Annotated in this window: 17 protein-coding genes; 9 read left to right on the top strand and 8 right to left on the bottom strand. The window is 66.1% G+C overall.

Going from position 1 to position 19,311, the window contains the following annotated elements; genetic code table 11:
* Positions 1–15: 15 nt before the first annotated feature.
* Genes ACVI1L_RS09180 through ACVI1L_RS09170 form a run of 3 tightly spaced genes read right to left on the bottom strand, consistent with a single transcriptional unit; the run spans position 16 to position 2,239 of the window.
* Positions 16–870, bottom strand: coding sequence for an alpha/beta fold hydrolase (locus tag ACVI1L_RS09180; RefSeq protein ID WP_456782744.1), 855 nt, complete (start codon positions 868–870; stop codon positions 16–18).
* Positions 871–910: 40 nt separating this feature from the next.
* On the bottom strand, positions 911–1,510 hold the full coding sequence (locus ACVI1L_RS09175) for a TMEM175 family protein (protein WP_456782743.1): 600 nt from the start codon (positions 1,508–1,510) through the stop codon (positions 911–913).
* Between the two features lie 33 nt (positions 1,511–1,543).
* A complete protein-coding gene (locus tag ACVI1L_RS09170; protein ID WP_456782742.1) occupies positions 1,544–2,239 on the bottom strand; it encodes an alpha/beta fold hydrolase in 696 nt (231 codons plus the stop codon).
* A 187-nt stretch (positions 2,240–2,426) separates the two neighbouring features.
* Between ACVI1L_RS09170 and ACVI1L_RS09165 the strand changes: the two genes are divergently transcribed.
* From ACVI1L_RS09165 to ACVI1L_RS09150, 4 genes are all read left to right on the top strand, one after another.
* Positions 2,427–3,041, top strand: coding sequence for a CGNR zinc finger domain-containing protein (locus ACVI1L_RS09165; protein WP_456785531.1), 615 nt, complete (start codon positions 2,427–2,429; stop codon positions 3,039–3,041).
* Positions 3,042–3,148: 107 nt separating this feature from the next.
* Positions 3,149–3,763 (top strand): hypothetical protein, encoded by a 615-nt coding sequence (locus ACVI1L_RS09160; RefSeq protein ID WP_456782741.1) that lies wholly within the window; start codon positions 3,149–3,151, stop codon positions 3,761–3,763.
* Between the two features lie 230 nt (positions 3,764–3,993).
* Positions 3,994–4,341: a hypothetical protein gene (locus ACVI1L_RS09155; protein WP_456782740.1), complete on the top strand. Its 348-nt coding sequence runs from the start codon at positions 3,994–3,996 to the stop codon at positions 4,339–4,341.
* A gap of 343 nt (positions 4,342–4,684) precedes the next feature.
* On the top strand, positions 4,685–6,733 hold the full coding sequence (locus ACVI1L_RS09150; RefSeq protein WP_456782739.1) for a DEAD/DEAH box helicase: 2,049 nt from the start codon (positions 4,685–4,687) through the stop codon (positions 6,731–6,733).
* Between the two features lie 236 nt (positions 6,734–6,969).
* Here ACVI1L_RS09150 and ACVI1L_RS09145 read toward each other — a convergent pair whose 3' ends face one another.
* The gene (locus ACVI1L_RS09145; RefSeq protein WP_456782738.1) at positions 6,970–8,463 is read right to left on the bottom strand and encodes a sensor domain-containing diguanylate cyclase; all 1,494 of its coding nucleotides are present in this window, start codon (positions 8,461–8,463) and stop codon (positions 6,970–6,972) included.
* Positions 8,464–8,578: 115 nt separating this feature from the next.
* On the opposite strand from ACVI1L_RS09145, the gene ACVI1L_RS09140 reads away from it, so the two are divergent.
* Positions 8,579–8,857 (top strand): DUF7662 domain-containing protein, encoded by a 279-nt coding sequence (locus ACVI1L_RS09140; RefSeq protein ID WP_253588767.1) that lies wholly within the window; start codon positions 8,579–8,581, stop codon positions 8,855–8,857.
* Positions 8,858–8,970: 113 nt separating this feature from the next.
* On the opposite strand, the gene ACVI1L_RS09135 is transcribed toward ACVI1L_RS09140, so the two are convergent.
* From ACVI1L_RS09135 to metG, 3 genes are all read right to left on the bottom strand, one after another.
* Positions 8,971–11,847, bottom strand: a complete 2,877-nt coding sequence (locus tag ACVI1L_RS09135) for an EAL domain-containing protein (protein WP_076827342.1) — start codon at positions 11,845–11,847, stop codon at positions 8,971–8,973.
* A 120-nt stretch (positions 11,848–11,967) separates the two neighbouring features.
* The gene (locus tag ACVI1L_RS09130) at positions 11,968–12,966 is read right to left on the bottom strand and encodes an NAD(P)H-quinone oxidoreductase (protein ID WP_057017706.1); all 999 of its coding nucleotides are present in this window, start codon (positions 12,964–12,966) and stop codon (positions 11,968–11,970) included.
* Between the two features lie 69 nt (positions 12,967–13,035).
* Positions 13,036–14,715: a methionine--tRNA ligase gene (gene metG, locus ACVI1L_RS09125; protein ID WP_456782737.1), complete on the bottom strand. Its 1,680-nt coding sequence runs from the start codon at positions 14,713–14,715 to the stop codon at positions 13,036–13,038.
* A 273-nt stretch (positions 14,716–14,988) separates the two neighbouring features.
* Here metG and ACVI1L_RS09120 point away from each other — a divergent pair, with 273 nt between their 5' ends.
* Positions 14,989–15,180: a DUF1192 domain-containing protein gene (locus ACVI1L_RS09120; protein ID WP_016845225.1), complete on the top strand. Its 192-nt coding sequence runs from the start codon at positions 14,989–14,991 to the stop codon at positions 15,178–15,180.
* 516 nt (positions 15,181–15,696) lie between these two features.
* Complete coding sequence (rcdA, locus tag ACVI1L_RS09115) at positions 15,697–16,209, top strand: protease adaptor protein RcdA (RefSeq protein ID WP_028333674.1); 513 nt, start codon at positions 15,697–15,699, stop codon at positions 16,207–16,209.
* Between the two features lie 13 nt (positions 16,210–16,222).
* Here the strand turns inward: rcdA and pdxR are convergent, their stop codons facing one another.
* The gene (gene pdxR / locus ACVI1L_RS09110) at positions 16,223–17,737 is read right to left on the bottom strand and encodes a MocR-like pyridoxine biosynthesis transcription factor PdxR (RefSeq protein WP_456782736.1); all 1,515 of its coding nucleotides are present in this window, start codon (positions 17,735–17,737) and stop codon (positions 16,223–16,225) included.
* Positions 17,738–17,847: 110 nt separating this feature from the next.
* Here pdxR and ACVI1L_RS09105 point away from each other — a divergent pair, with 110 nt between their 5' ends.
* Positions 17,848–18,474, top strand: a complete 627-nt coding sequence (locus ACVI1L_RS09105) for an FMN-binding negative transcriptional regulator (RefSeq protein WP_456782735.1) — start codon at positions 17,848–17,850, stop codon at positions 18,472–18,474.
* 158 nt (positions 18,475–18,632) lie between these two features.
* Positions 18,633–19,250, top strand: a complete 618-nt coding sequence (locus tag ACVI1L_RS09100) for a LysE family translocator (RefSeq protein WP_456782734.1) — start codon at positions 18,633–18,635, stop codon at positions 19,248–19,250.
* Positions 19,251–19,311: the final 61 nt, after the last annotated feature.

Here is a 19,311-nt window from a genome sequence, read left to right as displayed (position 1 = left end):
GCCGACATCCTTGAGTCAGCGGTTCAGGAACTCGCGGATAGCCTGCGCGATCTCGGCGGCGTGCGTTTCCAGCGCAAAGTGGCCGGTGTCGAAAAATTTGACGACCGCCTTCGGATTGTCGCGCTTGAACGCCTCGGCGCCCGGCGGCAGGAAGAACGGATCGTTCTTGCCCCACACCGCGAGGAACGGCGGCTGGTGGGTGCGGAAGTAAGTCTGGAAGGTGGGGTAGAGCGCGACGTTGCTCTTGTAGTCGCCGAACAGATCGAGCTGCACGTCGTGCGCGCCGGGCCGCGCCATGTAGTAGTTGTCGAGGTTCTGGCCGTCCGGCGACACCGTTTGCGGATCTGATGTGCCGTGGGTGTACTGCCAGCGCGTGGTCTCCGGCGTCAGGAACGCACGCAAGGCGTCGCGGTTCGCCGGCGAGGGATCCTGCCAATAGGCCTTGATCGGCGTCCAGCCGTCGCTGAGGCCTTCCTGATAGGCGTTGCCGTTCTGGGAGATGATCGCCGTGATCCGCTCCGGATGCTTGACCGCCAGGCGGAAGCCGGTCGGCGCGCCATAATCGAACACATAGACCGCGAAGCGATCGAAGCCGATCACCTCGGTAAAGCGATCGATGACGCCGGCGATGCTGTCGAAAGTGTAGTTGAACTTGTCGCGCGGCGGCATGTCCGTCTGGCCGAAGCCGGGCAAATCCGGCGCCACGATGTGGAATTTGTCCGCGAGCTGCGGGATCAGATCGCGGAACATGTGGCCGGCGCTCGGGAAGCCGTGCAGCAGCAGCAGCTTTGGCGCGCCGGGCGAACCGGCTTCGCGATAGAAGATGTTAAAGCCGTCGACATCGGCAATGCGGTATTTGACCTGGGACATCTGTCACTCCTTGTGATCGTGCGTTGGTGAGTTCCGGGACTTAGGATTTGATTTGCTTCGCGAGCCCGCTGATCGCTTCGGGACGCAGATAGAGCAGCAGGGCGCAGCACACCGTGGCAAAGCCCAGCAGCGGCATGAACGGCGCGATGGCGGCGCCGGCCGCGAACACCAGCACGGCGAGCAAGGTGCGACGCTGCGTCCATGTCCGCACGCGCTCGGAGATCAGGCTCTGGTCTGCCTGCGTCAGCACCGTGCGCTCGAAGGCGAGATAGGCGAGATCGATCAGCAGGAAGATGACTGCATAGACCACCACCGGCGCGGCGGCCATGTGCGATCGCGCGACCCATGCGGTGGCAAACGGCAGCAGTGAAACCGCGAACAGATGCACGAAGTTCAGCCAGATCAACCGCGGCGTCGGCTGCCGCACCAGATGCAGCAGATGGTGATGATTGACCCAGATCACCGCGATGAACAGATAGCTCGCGGCGTAGCTGATCGCGGTCGGCCACAGCGGCAGCAGGTCGGCGAACCGCGAGCCCTCCGGCGCCTTCAGCTCCAGCACCATCACCGTGATGATGACGGCGATCACCGCATCGGAAAACGCGCCGAGCCGGTCGGCCGAGAGACGTTTCTCCTGCATGGCAGCTCTCCTGTCCGAAATCGTGGGAAGAGGTCAGCGCTCTGTAACGTTCTCGACCGCTTCCCGGATGATGTCGGTGACGAGCTTCGACGCGGTCATGATCGGGGTGTGATCGACCGGGTGTGAGCGCACGCTCGCCTGCATCCGCGCCGCCATGCTGCGCTGGGTCTCGGGCGCGATCATCCGGTCGTCCTCGGCAACCAGGAACCAGCTCGGGACGTCCTTCCACAGGGGGCGGCCGACCGGCACGGTGATGCAGGCCGGCGAGATCGGCCGCTGCACCGCGGCGAGTACCGCAAGGTCCTCGGACCGCGCGCCCTGCGCAAAGGCCGCCGCGAAAGCGGACTCCGGCAGCCAGATCAGGCCATTGGCGTCGGGCGCGAGCTTCGGCGCGAACGGATGCGGCGGCAGCCGGTAGAATACGTCGGCGACCGTCTCACTTTCATCCGGCGCCAGCGCCGCGACATAGACCAGCGCCTTGACGCGCGGCGAGCGGGTCTCGGCAATCACGGCGCCGGCATAGGCATGGCCAACCAGCACCACCGGGCCCGCGACGCGGTCCAGAGTGCGGTTCAGCGCGGCGACGTCGTCGGCGAGCGAGGTGAGGGGCAGCGGCGCCGCCACCGCCCTGATGCCCTCGGCGTCGAGCGCCGTGATCACCCGCGCCCAGCTCGAGCCGTCGGCCCACGCGCCATGCGCAAGCACCACGCTGACATCCTTGTTCGACATTGTCCGCTCCCTCGTTTCAGGCCCGTTTTGGCCGTAACCTCTAAAATGCTATTTTACAGGTTATCGCGCTTATGGTCCAGGACGCGTAACTTGTCAAATGAATTTTATCAGGTTACTATTTCCGTGACTGAGGAAGCCGTCAGAAAGCCGCCAGGAGGGCGTCACCGTGCAATCCCATCCGCCCGCGATGTTCATCGCAGACAGCCTGGGCATCGATTTCATCAATTCGATCGCGACGCCGGTCGATACGCCGGTCGACTGGATCGGCGATGGCGACGGCCTGCTGCGCTGGCTCGCGCAGGCGCAGCTGGTGCCGCCCGATGTGCTCGACGAGCTCAAGGCGCGCGCGACGTCGGGCGAGCTCGACGACGTCGCCGGTCAGGCCCGCGATTTGCGCGAGTGGTTCCGCGGCTTCGTGCGCAAGCATATGGGCCGGCCGCTGGCGCCGCGTGCGCTCAAGGAGATCGAGCCGCTGAACCGGCTGCTGGAAAGCGATCAGGCGTTCAGCCGGATCGTGGCGCATCGCCACAAGGACGGCGATGGCGGCCATGACGGTTTCGCGCTGGAGCGGACGCGGCGCTGGCGTTCGGCCGAAACATTGCTGCTGCCGATCGGGGAAGCGATGGCCAGGGTCGTCTGCGAGGAAAGCTTCTCCGACATCAAGGCGTGCGAGGGCCCGGCCTGCACGCTGATGTTTGCCGACCACACGCGGGCGCGGGCGCGCCGATGGTGCAGCATGGCGATCTGCGGCAACCGCGCCAAGCAGGCCGCGCACCGCAGCCGGATGAAGGATAGGGGCTGAGACCACCAAAGCATGATCCGGAAAAGTGCGTAGCGGTTTTCCGAAAAGATCATGCTCAAAACAAAGCCCAACAGGAGCCCAACAAAATGGCGGCACTTCCCCTGATCGTGTTCGACGTCAACGAAACCCTGCTCGACCTCGAGACCATGGAGCCGGTGTTCGCGCGCATCTTCAACGACAAGAGCGCGATGCGGCTGTGGTTCGCCAACTTCATCATGTACTCGGCCTCGCTCACCGTCGCGGGGTGTTACGTGCCGTTCACCGATATCGGCGCCGCGGTCATGAAGATGCTGGCCGACACCCGCGGCATCAGGATCGACGATGCCGACAAGCAGGAGCTGACCGAGAAATTCTCCACCATGCCGCCGCACGGCGAAGTGCCCGGCGCGCTGCGCAGGCTGCGCGCGGCGGGTTTCCGCCTGTTCACGCTGACCGACAATCTGCTCGAGGTGCAGACCCGGCAGTCTGACCCATGGCGGCATCGTCGATCTGTTCGAGCGGCGCTTCTCCGCCGACGGCGTCAAGCATCACAAGCCGTCGCGGCAGGCCTATGGCTATGTCGAGAAGGAGCTCGGGGCAAAGCCCTCGGAGTTCTGCCTGATCGCCTGCCACACCTGGGACACGCTGGGCGCGGTCGCGGCCGGCTGGGAGGCCGCGCTGATCAAGCGTCCCGGCAACGATGTCCTCGGCGTCGGCCCGCAGCCGCAGGTCGTCGGCAATGATCTCGACGATGTCGCCGGTCAGCTGATCCGCCGCTACGGCGCCAAAGGGTAACGACGCCTGACGGATTCCCGCGCAGAGAAGAGGGCAAAACGCCCCTCCAGGCCCGATCGCTCGGAAGCGCATAAAACCGGAATGAAATCCATAGCGGTTCTCAACCATGCCCCTTGAGCTTTCCTCAACTTCCGCGGCCGATGCTGCATCCGCCGCAGGGATCGAAGGAGCTCACAGCATGCCGGCCAAGGGACGAGCGACCGCCACCAACGCCACCGCGCAAGGGCGCGAGGACATCCTCAACGCGCGCGCCATCAGCACGCTGGGCGCCGGCGTCGTCAGCGCGATGAGCGCGGTCGGCGCCGCCGTCATCAAGAAGAACAAGCCGGCACTCGGCAAGAATGCCGACTGGTTCTGGCACATGTTCGCGAAATGCGAGGCCAGGGCCGCACGCATCGCCGAGCAGGCCGCGCGCAATCCGGAGGCCTGCGGCGATGCCACCTTCATCGAGGTCTATGCCGCGCAATTGCCGAAGCTGATGACAGCGGCGCTCGAGAGCCACGAGAAGGCGCTCAAGGCGAAGTGATGCCGCGTCCAGGGAGTCCCGCAACGGTGCTCGTCCCGTTCTCGTCCCTCTTGACCTCTCAAATGCGCCAAGGCGGCAAAGTAGCGGCGGCTGTCGCCGACCGGACGGTCTTGCAGGTTAGGCGAAGCCGTCACCCGCCATCGCGCTGACCAGCCCTACGGCCCGGATCGGGCAGGCCGCCTGATCCGGGCGCCAGCTTTTCTGCGACGGGGGCATGGCGATTTGGCGCTTCTTGGCGTAAAGCAGCCCAAATCGTCATGCGGCTGTGCCGCCTGCCGGGTACGCAGCTCCAGGTCGTCCCGCTCGACGTTCTGCGCCCGGACCAATCAAGGTTTCCCATCTCGTGCCCTTTCCGACCACAAGTTCGCCGCTCGCCCGCGCCTTGGCTGAGCGCAACTACGATCAACCGACCCCGGTCCAACTCGCCGTGCTCGCCGCCGACGCGGTCGACCGTGATCTCCTGGTTTCGGCCCAGACCGGCTCGGGCAAGACCGTTGCCTATGGCCTAGCCATGGCAAAGGACTTGCTCGACGGCGCCGAGCGGTTCGAGCCGGCCGCCGCCCCGCTGGCCCTGATCGTCGCGCCGACGCGCGAGCTCGCCTTGCAGGTCCAGCGCGAGCTTGCTTGGCTTTATGAACACGCCGACGGCCGCGTCGTCTCCTGCGTCGGCGGCATGGACCCGCGCCGCGAGCAGCGCGAGCTTGCCGAGGGCGCCCACATCGTGGTCGGGACGCCCGGCCGGTTGTGCGACCATTTGCGGCGCGGCCGTCTCGACATTTCGGAACTCAAGGTCGTCGTGCTCGACGAGGCCGATGAAATGCTCAATCTCGGTTTCCGCGAGGATATGGAATTCATCCTCGAGACCACGCCGGACACCCGCCGCACCTTGCTCTTCTCGGCGACGTTTCCGCGCGGCATCGTCGCGCTCGCCAAGCAGTATCAGGAGCAGGCGTTCCGGATCGAGGTCGCGGGTGACGAAGGCGGCCATGCCGATATCGAGTACCGCGCCATCCGGGTGGCCGCCGACGATGTCGAGCACGCCGTCGTCAACGTGCTGCGTTTCCATGAGGCGCCGAGCGCGCTGGTGTTTTGCAACACGCGTGAGGCCGTCAGGCATTTGCAGGCGGCGCTGCTCGAGCGCGGGTTCTCCGTCGCCGCGCTGTCGGGCGAAATGACCCAGAACGAGCGGACCCAGGCGCTGCAGGCGTTGCGCGACGGGCGGTCGCGGGTTTGCGTCGCGACCGACGTCGCGGCGCGCGGCATCGACCTGCCGAGCCTCGATCTCGTCATTCACGCGGATCTGCCGAAAGATCCGGAGGTCATGCAGCATCGCTCGGGCCGCACCGGCCGCGCCGGCCGCAAGGGTGTCAGCATCCTGCTGGTGCCGCCGGCACGGCGGCGGCGCGCCGAATTGCTGCTCGATCTCGCCGGCATCGATGTGGTCTGGGGCTCCGCGCCGCAGGCGGAGGAGATCCGCAAGCTCGACCATGATCGCCTGCTGCAGGATGCAGTGTTCTCCGAAGAGGCGACGTCAGATGATCTGGCGCTGGCGCAGGCCTTGCTCGCCGAACGCGCGCCCGAGGCGATTGCCGCAGCGCTCGCCCGGCTTTACCGTGCGCGGCTGCCTGCGCCCGAAGACATTCTCGATCCCGGCGAGGGACGCGGTCGGGACCGCGACGATCGTCGCGGCGAGCGCGCCTCGCGCCGCGATGATCGTGCCGCGGGGCCGCGATCGAAGACCGGCAAGTCCTCCGCGCGTCACGGCATGGAGGAGGCGACCGTCTGGTTCCGCGCCGCGATCGGACGCCGGAAGAGCGCCGAAGCCCGCTGGCTGCTGCCGATGATCTGCCGCCGTGGCGGCATCGACAAGCGCGACATCGGCGCGATCAAGATCATGGATACGAGCACCGAATTCGAGATCGCCGCGCGGGTCGCGGATTCCTTCGCGGTCAAGATCAAGCGTCCGGACAAGGAAGACAGCATCCGCATCGAGCCGCTGGCGGGCGCGCCGCAGGGAGAGGTGCGCGAGAAGCCGGCGCGCAAGCCCTGGCGCGACGATGGCGACGGCGGATACAGCGCGCCGCGCGCCGGGGGGCCGCGCGCCGAGGGTGCAGGAAAGCGGCGCGGCACGCCGGACCGCGAGGCCAGAGCGTTTTCGAGCGAAGGCGCGAGCGGTTCGCGTCAGGAATACGCGTCAAAGAAGGAATCCAGGGACTCGTTCCGATCCGATCGGGACGGAAAAGGCTTCAGGCCGAAATCCGGCGACGAGCCCCGGTTCGGAAAGAAAAAGAAGCATCCGGGCAAGTCCAGCCACGCCGGACCCACGCAGTGGCCGGACGTGTCGGCGAAGCCGAAGTTCGGCAAGAAGCCGAAGAAGAAGCGGCGGGGCTGAGGCGGCGTGCGGATGTGTGAGTCACAAGCCGTGCCACATCCTCACCGTCGTCCCGGCGAAGGCCGGGACCCATTACCCCGAATGCTCATTGTTGCCTAACGCTGGAGCCGCAGCTCGCTTCGACAACGAACGCCTGTGGTTATGGGTCCCGGCCTTCGCCGGGACGACGATGCGGAGAGGGCTTCGCGTCTAACTGATTGCTTGTGACGCCCGGTATTTTGCAGCCGCTTGGCCCCTCACGCCACCAGCGCGATCTTCGGCACGGTCGCGAGCACCGACTGGTTGCGGCCGTTGGCCTTGGCGGCGTAGAGCGCCTTGTCGGCGGCCTCGATCAGATCGGACCATTGCTGGCCCGCGGTCGGCCGCATGCTGGCGACGCCGATGCTGACTGTCGTGATCAGTTCGCCCGCGCACCATTGCTGGACCTTGCGGCGGATGGTCTCGGCCAGGTTGAAGGCCTCGAGCGCGGTCATGTTGGGCAGCAGCACGGCGAACTCCTCGCCGCCGAAACGAGCCGGGCAATCGCCGGCGCGGCGCACCGCGTCCGAAATGCAGATCGCGATCCCGACCAGCACCTGGTCGCCGGCCTGATGCCCATAGGTGTCGTTGTAGGCCTTGAAATGATCGGCATCGATCATCAAGAGCGCGACCGGCTGGCCGTAGCGGCCGGCACGGCGCCATTCGCGCTCGATCTCGCCGTCGAACTTGCGCCGGTTCTTCAGGCCGGTGAGGGCGTCGGTAGTCGCCATCTCCTCGAGCTTGTCCTCGGCGTCGGCGCGGCGAACGATCTCGCGGGCGAGCACCAGCGTTCCGCTGAGCACGAACAGGATCAGAAACGCCATGATCGCGCCGATGCGAATGGCCTCCGTGCGCCAGAGGTTGAAGACGGCTTCGAGCGGCTTGCCAACCACCACGTAAAGCGGCCCGGAGCTGCTGCGCCTGACATAGAGCCGCGGTATGTCGTCGACCGGGCCCTTGCCGGAGAAGGCGCCGCCGACCTTCAGGTTCTCGGCCTTCCAGTCCAGCTGCTCCGCGAGGTTCTTGCCGATCACGTCGAGATCGAACGGCGTCCGCATGATGATGGTGCGGTCGTTGCGCAGCACGGTGATGGTGTCGCCTGGCATGAGGTTCAGCCGCCCGAACAGATCGTGGAAATAGCTGAAGCGGATCGAGCCGACCACGACGCCGAGGAAGCGGCCCTCGTCGTCGACGATGCGCCGGCTCAGCACGATGGCGTAGGCGCCGCGATGCAGCATCGGCCGGCTGATGTAAAGGCCGACATCGGGATTGTCGCGCTGGACCGTGAAATACTCCTCGTCGCTGCGGTTCTCCGGCCGTGGATCGAGGCTCGCCGCGTCGATGGTCAAATTGCCCTTGGTGTCGAACACCTGGATCGCGCCGAAATGTTTTGCGGTCGCGGCGTGATCGAACAGGATCAGCTGGCGCAGTTCCTTGCTGATATTGCGGATCTCCGGCATCTCGAGATTGCTGGCGACCGCGCGCAGCGACAGGTCGTAGAGCTCGATGTTGCGGCTGATGTCGGCCTCGATCCCCGACGCCAGATTCTCCAGGGTGCGGCGGGCCAGTTCCTCCTCGCCGCGGCGCATGTCGAACATCACGCCGGCGCAGACCGCGGAGAAGCCGAGGACAGTCGCAATCGACGCCGCGATCAGCAGCTTTGCCGATAGTCGCCAGCGCCGCCTTGCGTCGTTTCGCCGTCGAAATGACATGTCCCGCTCCAATGCGCCGTCATGCAACGGGAAATCTTGTTGTCGCCTTAAATGGCGACAGCAGCCGCCGAATGGGTTAACGGGTGGTTGCCGGACTTTTGTCATCGAGGACGTTGTGAACGACTACGACGCATTGCGGGATTATCTGAAGAAGCAGCATCTGCCCGAATTCGTGCTGACCTTCGAGGAGATCGAGGCGATCATCGATGCGGCGCTGCCGCGCGCCGCGCACCGGGCCTCGTGGTGGGAGACGTTGCGCAGCCCGCAGGAGAAGATGCCGCAGCGCGAGGCCTGCCTCGAGGCCGGCTACATCGCCACCCGCCAGGCCGACGGCAAAAGCGTCAGGTTCAAGCGCATGCCCAACCGTCGTCCCGGCCTTCGCCGGGACCCATAACCACAGGGCGTTGTTGTTACGAAGGCAACCGGCCCCAGCGCGTCATGGATGGGCCGCGGCGTATGGGTCCCGGCTCCCGTGCGCAATTGCGCACGAGGCCGGGACGACAAGAGTTAGCTCGCGGCTTCCAGCCGTTCCTCGGTGAGCAGCCGGGTCGCCGCATCGGCGTCCATCGGCTCGCCGAAGGCAAAGCCCTGGGCGTATTCGCAGCCGAGCTGGTAGAGCTCGACGGCATCCGAATCCGTCTCGGCGCCTTCCGCCACCACCTCCATCCCGAGATCGTGGGCCAGCGCGATGATCGATTTCAGGATCACCGGGCGGGTGCCGCGGCTGGTGGTGCGGACGAAGGACTGGTCGATCTTGATGGTGTCGAACGGGAAGCGCTGCAGATAGGACAGCGAGGAGTGGCCGGTGCCGAAATCGTCGAGCGACAGCCCGGTGCCGAGCTCGCGGATCCGCGCCAGCATCTGGGCGGCGTGCTCCGGGTTCTCCATGACCAGCGATTCCGTCAGCTCAAGCTTCAGCGTGCCGCGCGCCACCGAGGAGCGCGACAGCACGGTGCGGATATCGTGGATCAGATCGTGGCGCAGCAGCTGCCGCGACGACACGTTGACCGAGGCGAAGATCGGCTCGCGGGCGCGCATCGCGCGCTGCCACACCGCGAGCTGGCGCGCGGTCTGGTCCATCACGAACATGCCGAGATCGACGATCAGGCCGGTCTCCTCGGCGACGTTGATGAACTCCGACGGCGACATCCGGCCGAGCTTGGGATGGTCCCAGCGCGCCAGCGCCTCGAAGCCGGCGATCGCGCGATCCTCCAGCCGCACGATCGGCTGGTACAGGATCGTGATCTCCTGCCGCTCGATGGCGCGGCGCAGGTCGCTCTCCAGCGTCAGGCGGTCGGTCTTGCGCGCCCGCATCGCCGGCTTGTAGACGTCGATGCGGTCGCCGCCGATCCGCTTGGAATGATACATCGCAAGCTCGGCGTCCTTGATGATCTCGTCGGTCAGCGGCGCCGCCGGGTCGGACAGCGCAAGCCCGATCGAGGCGGTCAGGAAGATCTCGCGGTCGTTGAACGCGATCGGCGCGCGGATGGTCTTGCGGATGGTCTCGGCGAAATTGGTGATCCGTGCCGGGTCCTGCTCCGACAGCAGGATCAGGCCGAACTGGTCGCCGGCCATGCGGGCCAGCGTGTCCTGCGGCTTGAGGATGCGGGTCAGCCGCCGCGCCAGCGTCAGCAAAATGGAATCGCCGACCGCGATGCCGACGGAATCGTTGACCTGCTTGAAGCGGTCGAGGTCGATCACCATCAGGGTCGGCCGCAGGTTCGGCATGGTCTTGGCGAGATTCGCCACTGCGCCGAGGCGGTCCATGAACAGCCGGCGGTTCGGCAGGCCGGTCAGGTTGTCATGGACGGAGTCATGAAGCATCCGCTCTTCGGAGTTCTTGAACTCGGTGACGTCGGTGAGCGTGCCGACCACGCGCGAGACCTCGCCGTCGGAGCCGACCACCGGCCGCGCCTTGAGCGCGAACCACATGAAGTGGCCGTCCGGCGTGCGCAGCCGGAAATCCTGCACCAGGCGGCCGCGACGCTGGTCGAGCACGCTGTCGAGCGCGGCGCGGAAGCGGTCCTGGTCGAGCGGGTGCAGCACCTCGAGCCATTTCGCGGCGGGGCCTTCCAGCGTGCCGCGCTTGAGGCCGAGCAGGGCCTCGGTCTCGGGACTGGTGAACACCTTGTCGGCGGACACGTCCCAATCCCAGATCAGATCGCCGGAGCCGGTCAGCGCCAGCGCCCGGCGCTCGACATCGGAGACGACGCCGGTGGTGGCGCCGCCGCCGGCGAAGGCGTGCTGCATCACCGTGAATCCGATCAGCATCACGATCAGCACCAGGCCGCCGAGCAGCGCCGGGCCGACGATGTCGTTGGTGACGGAGCCCGCGACCGTCATGCCGGCCGCGACCACCCAGACCACCAGCAGGAACCAGGTCGGGATCAGCAGCACCGCGCGGTCGAAGCCGTGGGTCGAGAGATAGACGATCAGCGCGAAGCCGGCGAAGGCGATCATGACCAGCGACATGCGCGCGATGCCGGAGGCGACCGCGGGATCGAACAGCGCCAGCGCGACCAGCGAGCCGAGGAAGACCAGCCAGCCGATCGTGATGTGCGAGTAGCGGACGTGCCATCTGCTCAAATTCAGATAGGCGAACAGGAACACCAGCAGTGTCGCGGCGAGGATCGCCTCGCCCGCCGCGCGCCAGACGCGCTCGGCGTTGTTCGACATGTCGAGCACCTTGCCCCAGAAGCCGAAGTCGACGCCGATATAGACCAGCACCGCCCAGGCCAGCGCCGCGGCGGCCGGGAACATGATGCTGCCCTTGACCACAAACAAGATCGTGAGCACGAGCGCGAGCAGGCCCGAGATGCCGATCACGATGCCCTGGTACAGCGTGAACGAGTTGACCTTGTCCTTGTAGGCGTCGGGTTCCCACAGATAGAGCTGCGGCAGCTTGTCGGTGCGCAGTTCCGCGACATAGGTGACGACGGCGCCGGGATCGAGCGTGATGCGGAACACGTCGGCGGTCGGGCTCTCCTGCCGCTCGGGACGATCGCCGACCGACGGAGTGATGGTGGCGATGCGCGACAGGCCGAGGTCGGGCCACAGCAGGCCGGACGACACGATGCGGTAGTGCGGCGCAACGATCAGGCGGTCGAGCTGGTCGTCGGTGTTGTTGGCGAGCGCGAACACCACCCAGTTCTGGCCGCCTTCGCGGGCGCGAACCTCGATGCGGCGCACGATGCCGTCGGTTCCGGGGGCGGTGGAGACCTGGATGCGGTCGGCTTCACTGCGCTGATGGTCGAGAACCGCCGTCAGATCGATCGCGGGCGCATCGCTGCGCACGCTGACCGCGTCGATCGCATACGCGGCAGGCGCGGCGGCAAACATCATGAGGCCCAGCGCGAGCAGCGCAAGGCACCTGATCAGACGCAATGTCAGTACTCCGCGATCGACAAACTGACCGGACCCGGCGACCGGCCCGGCGGTGGCGCGATAAATGACACGAAAGCGAAGGGAATCAAAGGGTTTCCGCCCCTGCTTCCGTCGCGAGGGTTAAACCGCCAACACAATTTTGCCAATATGTTCGCTGGTCTCCATACGCCGGTGCGCGTCGGCGGCCTTTTCCAGCGGGAATGTGCTGTCCATCAGCGGTTTGACGCGGCCTTCGCGCAGCAAGGGCAGCACCTTCGCCTCGATCGCCGCGACCATCGCCGCCTTGTCCGCATTACTACGGGGGCGCAGGGTCGACCCGGTGTGGTGCAGCCGCTTGACCATCAGCTTGGCGAAATTGGCCGTGGCCTTCGGTGTTCCCGACAGGAACGCGATCTGGACGATGCGGCCCTCGACCGCGGCGGCGTCATAGTTCCGGTCGATATAATCGCCGCCCACCATGTCGAGGATGACATTGGCGCCGTTGCCGCCGGTGGCCTTCTTCACCGCCTCGACGAAATCCTCGGTCTTGTAATTGACCGCGTGATCGGCGCCGAGCTTGAGGCAGGCATCGGCCTTGTCCTGCGAGCCGACGGTGACGATCACCTTGGCGCCGAACGCCTTGGCAAGCTGGATCGCCATCGTGCCGATGCCCGACGAGCCGCCGTGGATCAGCAGCGTCTCCCCGGCCTGGAGTGCGCCGCGCTCGAACACATTGTGCCACACCGTCATCAGCGTTTCCGGAATCGCGCCCGCTTCCTGCATCGACAGCGAGGGCGGCACGGTCATCGCCTGCGCGTCCTGCGCGATGCAATATTGCGCGTAGCCGCCGCCGGCGACGAGCGACATCACCTTGTCGCCGATCTTGTGCTTTGCGCCTTCGCCGAGCGCGACCACTTCGCCCGCGATTTCGAGGCCGGGCAGGTCGCTGGCGCCGGGCGGCGGCGGATAGGAGCCGGAGCGCTGCGCGACGTCGGGACGATTGACGCCGGCGGCCGCGACCTTGACCAAAATCTCGCCGGCCTTTGGCACCGGCACCGCGCGGGTCTCCGGCACCAGCACCTCAGGGCCACCCGGCTTGCTGATGGCAACGACGGTCATTTGCGCGGGCAGATTTGGCATGGCTGGTCCCTGGTCAGTGGAGAGGATCGGCGGATGGCATACCGCCTTTTCCACCGAAGCGAAACGCCATTAAACCCCGAACCGCGTCGTGAGCTGGTCGGCTCTCTCAGGCGTGATTTTCTCGACCAGCGGCCCGAGCCTAGCGACCGGCGTGCCCGCGCCGCGATCCAGCAGCGGGAGGAGTGGGCCAGTGGGCCAGCGCGGGATCACATCGTCGCAACTGAGCGCGCCAAGTACGCGCGCCGCGAGATCAGGCACGATGCTCCACGCCAGCGTGGCGCTGAGCGCGACAAGATTGAGCCCGGTGCGGGTGATGACTGCCGCGCGTGCCGGATCGGACTTGATCGCCGTCCAGGGTGCTGCGTGCTGCAGATAAGCGTTCGCGGTGTCCCAGATCGCGCGGGTCGTGGCCGCCGTTGCGCGAAATTCCAGCGCCGTGTGATGGCGGTGCAGCGCTGCGATGCGCTGCTCCAGTTCAAGCGCGAGTTGGCGCTCGGCATCGCCGGGAGCGCCACCATCCGGGATGCGGCCGTCGAAGGCGCGATGCGCGAAGCTGATGATGCGGTTGGCGAGATTGCCGAAGATATCGGCGAGATCCTTGTTCACGTCGGCGACGAATCTGGCGACGCCAAAATCGGTGTCGGCGCTCTCCGGCGCGTTGGCGATCAGCCACCAGCGCCAGAGATCGGCGGGCAATTCCGCCAGCGCCGCATCGGTGAAGATGCCGCGCTTCCTGCTGGTCGAGAACTTGCCGCCCTCGTAATTCAGCCAGTGGAATCCCTTGATCACATCGGCGGTCCTCCACGGTTCGCCGGAGCCGATCAGCGTCGCCGGAAAGCTCACGGTGTGGAACGGGATGTTGTCCTTGCCGAGAAATTGGATGTAGCTGACGTCATCGGCCTGCCACCACCACTGCCGCCAGTCGCGGCCAGGCGCGGCGTCGGCCCATTCCTGCGTCGCCGCGATGTAGCCGATCGGCGCGTCGAACCAGACATAGAACACCTTGCCGTCGAAGCCGCCGCGCGGCACCGCGATGCCCCAGGCGAGATCGCGCGTGATGCAGCGGTCGCGCAGCTCCGCATTGAGCCAGCCCTTCGCGGTCGACACCACGAAGGGCGGCCACCCGGTGCGGCTGTCGATCCATGCGCCGATTTTTTCGACCAGCTGCGACTGGCGCAGATACAGATGACGGCTGTCGCGGATCTCGAGCGCGCGGTCGCCCGACAGCGCCGAGCGGGGATCGATGAGGTCCGGCGGGTCGAGCAGCGTGCCGCAATGGTCGCATTGATCGCCGCGCGCGCCGGCGTCGCCGCAATGCGGACAGGTGCCGAGCACGTAGCGGTCTGGCAGGAAGCGCCGGTCGGCCGGCGAGAACACCTGTCGGGAGGTGCGTGCTTCGATCAGCCCGGCGTCATCGAGCCGGCGATAGAAGTGCTGCGTCAGCGCATGGTTGTGCGGCGAGCTGGTGCGGCCGAAATGATCGAACGACAGACCGAAGCGCCGATAGATGTCGGCCTGGACGGCGTGCTGTGCGTCGCAGAACGCCCGGACATCCTGTCCGGCCTCGATGGCGCCGAGCTCGGCCGGTGTGCCGTGCTCGTCGGTCGCGCAGATGAAGAGCACGTCGCAGCCGGTCTGCCGGCGGAAGCGGGCGTGGACGTCGGCGGGCAGCAGCGAGCCGACGAGATTGCCGAGATGCTTGACGCCGTTGACGTAGGGCAGCGCGCTGGTGATGAGAATCTTGGTCATGGATTAAGGTCTTTCGCGTTCGGTGATGCCGACCCCGCAAGAATCAAAGCGGAAAATCAAAAAGCCCTCCCGCATGATCGGAAGGGCTTGGGGTCGGCTCATGCCTAGCGCGCTGGCGCGCAACTATCCCGTCCGGTCAGACTCCTTGCGGTCGGGCCGGGGCATTCGCGTCAGATGTTGCGCGCACACGAAAGTCACTGCAAAATTCTCCTCTGGACGGATATCTATCATCGCTGGACGCACGGCGCCAGACCAGCATCGCGGGGAGGACACATGCCGATTGAGGATGAGGACCGGCCGCGGAAGAAAATCAGCCATGAGATCGGCCAGGATCTCTCGCTGCTGTCGGTCGAGGAGTTGACGGAGCGCATCGCGCTGCTCAACGCCGAAGTCGATCGCCTGAAAGAGGCGATGACGAAGAAGCGCGCGTCGAAGGACGCCGCCAACGCGTTCTTCAAGTCGTAGGTCGCCACATCATTCGGTCCTCGTAGCCCGGATTTGCGCTCCATCCGGGCTACGCTGCTCCACCTCCCCTTGAAAAGGGGAGGTCGCTTTGCTCGCCAGAGCAAAGCGGGTGGGGATCAGCTCTCTTCACATACGCCGTCGCCTGCGGTTGACCCCATCCCGACCTTCCCCTCTCAAGGGGAAGGAGAAGAGGCCTGTCCCAAACTAGGTCAATGGCCGACATGGCAAACAAAGCCTGAAGAAATCCGTTCATTTACGATCGGTTAAGCTTTCTCGATTATGACTGCATTGTCCTCGTTTGGACACCGAGTGGCTCCTGTCCACTCTGTTTGACGCCTCCCTGTTATCAACTTCAAAGCCGCCGGAAACGGCGGCTCTTTTTTGTGCGTCCTAGCGGCTGGAAACCATAAATCCGGTTGCGGCTGGACTCTTCGGCGCGCCCGCGCAATGATTTGTTCATCATAAGCTGGCGCGTCAGATGCCAGCGGGCGTTACGGTGGTGTGAGGGCGTTAACCATGGCCGATCGTTCCCAGAGCGAAGCCGGGCTTGTACTGTTCAGTGAACGGCTGACCAATTCTGCGGCATTCGGCGTGCTGTTCCGGGAAGGCATGGACCTGGTCGAGCAGACCGCCGCCTATCTCGACGGCGACGGACGTGCCGAGGCCAAGGCGCTCGAACGGTCCGTGAGCCTGACCTATGCCACCGAAAGCATGCGCCTGACCACGCGGCTGATGCAGCTCGCCTCCTGGCTGCTGCTGCATCGCGCGGTCAAGGAAGGCGAGATGACGCTGACCCAGGCCAATCGCGAAAAGACCAAGGTGAAGCTGTCGGCCGCCGATCCCGGCCCGGCCGACATGGTGACCAAGCTGCCCGAGCAATTGCAGCAGCTGATCGCCCGTTCGATGGATCTGCAGGCGCGCGTCCGCCGCCTCGACACCACGATCCACGCGCCGGCGCCGGACCGCTCGACGATCGGCAACCCGCTGGTGCCGCAGCTCAACCGCCTCAAGGCGGCGTTCGAGCAGTAATCCGGACAGCAAATCAGTGTGACGCGTCCGCGCGGCGTGGCCTGGTCCGCCGCGGCGACGTGTGCTGATCCATCACGCGCCGCAGCCTGATCGCCGCCGCCTCCAACTCCTCCGGTTCGAAACCGCCGAAGCCGAGCATCAGGCCGGGGCGTGGCGCGGCCTTGTACATCGGCGAGATCGGCCGCACGACGATGCCGGCGGCAAGCGCTGATTTTGCCAGTTGCACATCGTCGAGGTCGTGGGGCAGCCACAACAGCAGATGCATGCCCTGGTCGCTCGGCTGCAGCGTGACGTCACCAGGCATGTGGTGCGTCAGCGCCGCGATCAGCGTCGCACGCCGTGCGGCGTAGACGCCGCGAATGCGCCTGATATGCGCTTCGAACAGCCCCTTGCGCATGTAGGCTGCCAGCACATGCTGGTCGGCGGTCGGCGAATGCCGGTCGAGCAGCGCCCGCGCGCCGGCGAAAGCGTCGATCAGCGGCGAAGGCGCCACGACATAGCCGAGCCGCAGCGAGGGAAACAACACCTTGCTCAGCGTGCCCAAATAGATCACCCGCGATGGGGCGAGGCCTTGCATCGACGGGAAGGGATGCCCGGCGTAGCGCAGCTCGCTGTCGTAATCGTCCTCGACGATCCACGCATTGCTTCGTTGCGCCCACGCCACCAGCGCATTGCGGCGGGCCATGCTCATCGGCATGCCCAGCGGATATTGATGCGACGGCGTCACGAACGCCGCGCGTGCGTGCGGGCACGCGGCGGTGGCGGCATCGACGTCGATGCCCTGCGCATCGACGCCAACGCGCGTGGTGACGAGATCGAGATCGTCGAGCACGGCGGTCATGCCGGGATAGGCGGGATCCTCGGCCCAGACAGGATCGCCTGACGACAGCAGCACGCGGCCGGCGAGATAGAGGCCTTGCTGGGTGCCGGCCGTGATCACGACCTGCTCGGGCTCGCAATGCACCGCGCGGGATTTGCGCACATAGTCGGCGATCGCCTGCCGCAGCTCGATCAGGCCGCGCGGATCGCCATAGCTCGCCGGCGCCGCGGCGCGCGATGCGCGCACGCGGTTGCCGAGGCGGCGCCAATGGTCGTCGGGCGCGACCGCGCCGCCGGGGACCGCGATCGCAAACGGGACCTCCGGCATCGGCCTGAAGGCCGCCGCCACTTTGGCAAGCCGCGCCGCGCGCGGCGGCAACCGGATCGGCACTGATTTGTTAGGCTTGCGATTGACCACGACGGGCCGTGCCTGCTCGGCAAGCGTCGGCGCGACGCGGGTGCCGGCACCGACCTGCGATTCCAGATAGCCCTCGGCCAGCAACTGCTCGAAGGCCTCCGTCACCGTGCCGCGCGCGACGCCGAGCGAGGCCGACAGCGCGCGCGTCGACGGCAGAAAATCCCCGGCCTTCAGCTCGCCGCTCGCAATCGCGGCGCGCAGGGCCTGCGCGATCTGCCGCCCGACCTGTCCGGCGGCGCGGTCGACGGCCCGGAGCGAAGGGATGCTGATCGTGGCGCGCAGGCGGGGCATAGTGGACCAATTAGTTTGATCGAAAGTGGCCCTTATCATAGGCCAATTCAACGCTATGGTGCGAGCAGCAATTGATCAGGCCTGCCAGAGTGTCTGCCAAGAGGTTCGCAATGTACCTGCCGCCGCATTTCAAGATGGATGAGCTCGGTCCGATCCACGCCGCGATGCGGGCCTCAGAGCTTGCGACGCTGGTCACCGCAACCGCCGACGGCCTGATCGGCACGCCGCTGCCGCTGATCCTCAATGAGAACGAGGGCGACTACGGCACGCTGTACGGTCACGTCGCGCGGCCCAATCCGCAGTGGAAGCTGCCCGCGGTCGGCGAGGCGATGGCGATCTTCATGGGGCCCGACGGCTATGTGACGCCGTCCTGGTATGCGACCAAGGCCGAGCACGGCAAGGTGGTGCCGACCTGGAATTACGTCGCCGTCCACGCCTATGGCGCGGCCGAGTTCTTCGAGAATGCCGATCGTCTGCTGGACGTCGTGACCCGGTTGACCGAGCTGCACGAGACTTCGCGCCCGGAAGCCTGGCAGGTCAGTGACGCGCCTGGTGATTTCATCAAGGCGCAGCTGCGCGGGATCGTCGGCTTCCGGATGCCAATCACGCGGATCGATGCCAAGAAGAAGATGAGCCAGAACCGCAAGCTCGAGGATCGCGCCGGCGTGATCGCGGGGCTTGAGGCCAGCGACAATCCGACTGATCGCGAGGTCGCGGCAATGATTCCGGCGAGCTGAAACGCCTTGAACAAATTCCAGACCGTCATTGCGAGGAGCGATAGCGACGAAGCAATCCATCTATCGGCATATGCGGGCAGATGGATTGCTTCGCTTCGCTCGCAATGACGGCGGAGGAAGTTGCGCCCGCTCAACCCTTCAGAGATTGACGCACACACATGGAATTGTACGTTGCCTTCGCGGTCACGACCGCGACCTTCGCGCTGATCCCGGGTCCCGCCATGCTGTACGCCGCGGCCCGCACGCTGGCGGGCGGCCGGTGCGCGGGGCTGATGGCCTCGCTCGGGCTGCATCTCGGCGGCTATGTCCATGTCGTCGCCGCGGCGGCCGGCCTCGCGCTGCTGTTTCATGCGGTGCCGCCGTTGTTCATGGCGATGAAGCTTGCCGGTGCGGCCTATCTGGTCTGGCTCGGGCTGTCGCTGTTCCGCGACCGCGACAATGCAAAGCGCCCCACACTTGCGCCGCTCTCCGCGGAGCGCGCCTTCGCGCAAAGCATCGTCGTCGAGGTGCTCAATCCGAAGACGGCGATCTTCTTCCTGGCGTTCCTGCCGCAATTCGTCGATGCGTCGGCCGGCCTGCCGGTCTGGGCCCAGCTATTTCTGCTCGGCACAACGGTAAATCTGACCTTCTCGGCGGTCGACATCGTCTGCGTGTTTTTCGCCAGCGCCGTGATGTCGAAGCTGCAGCGCTCGAAGCGGTCGCAGCGCATCATGCAGCGGATCGGCGGCAGCATCCTGGTCGCGCTCGGCGCGCGGCTGGCCTTCCAGGATCGCTAGCAGCAGTCATGTCCATCAGCGGCGATGGTACGGATCAACGCTTCGCCAGGCTGCGCGACGA

The organism is Bradyrhizobium sp. USDA 4516, from assembly GCF_054055915.1.
Note: the sequence above shows the minus strand (reverse complement) of the source record. Positions and strands in the feature narration are given on the sequence as shown.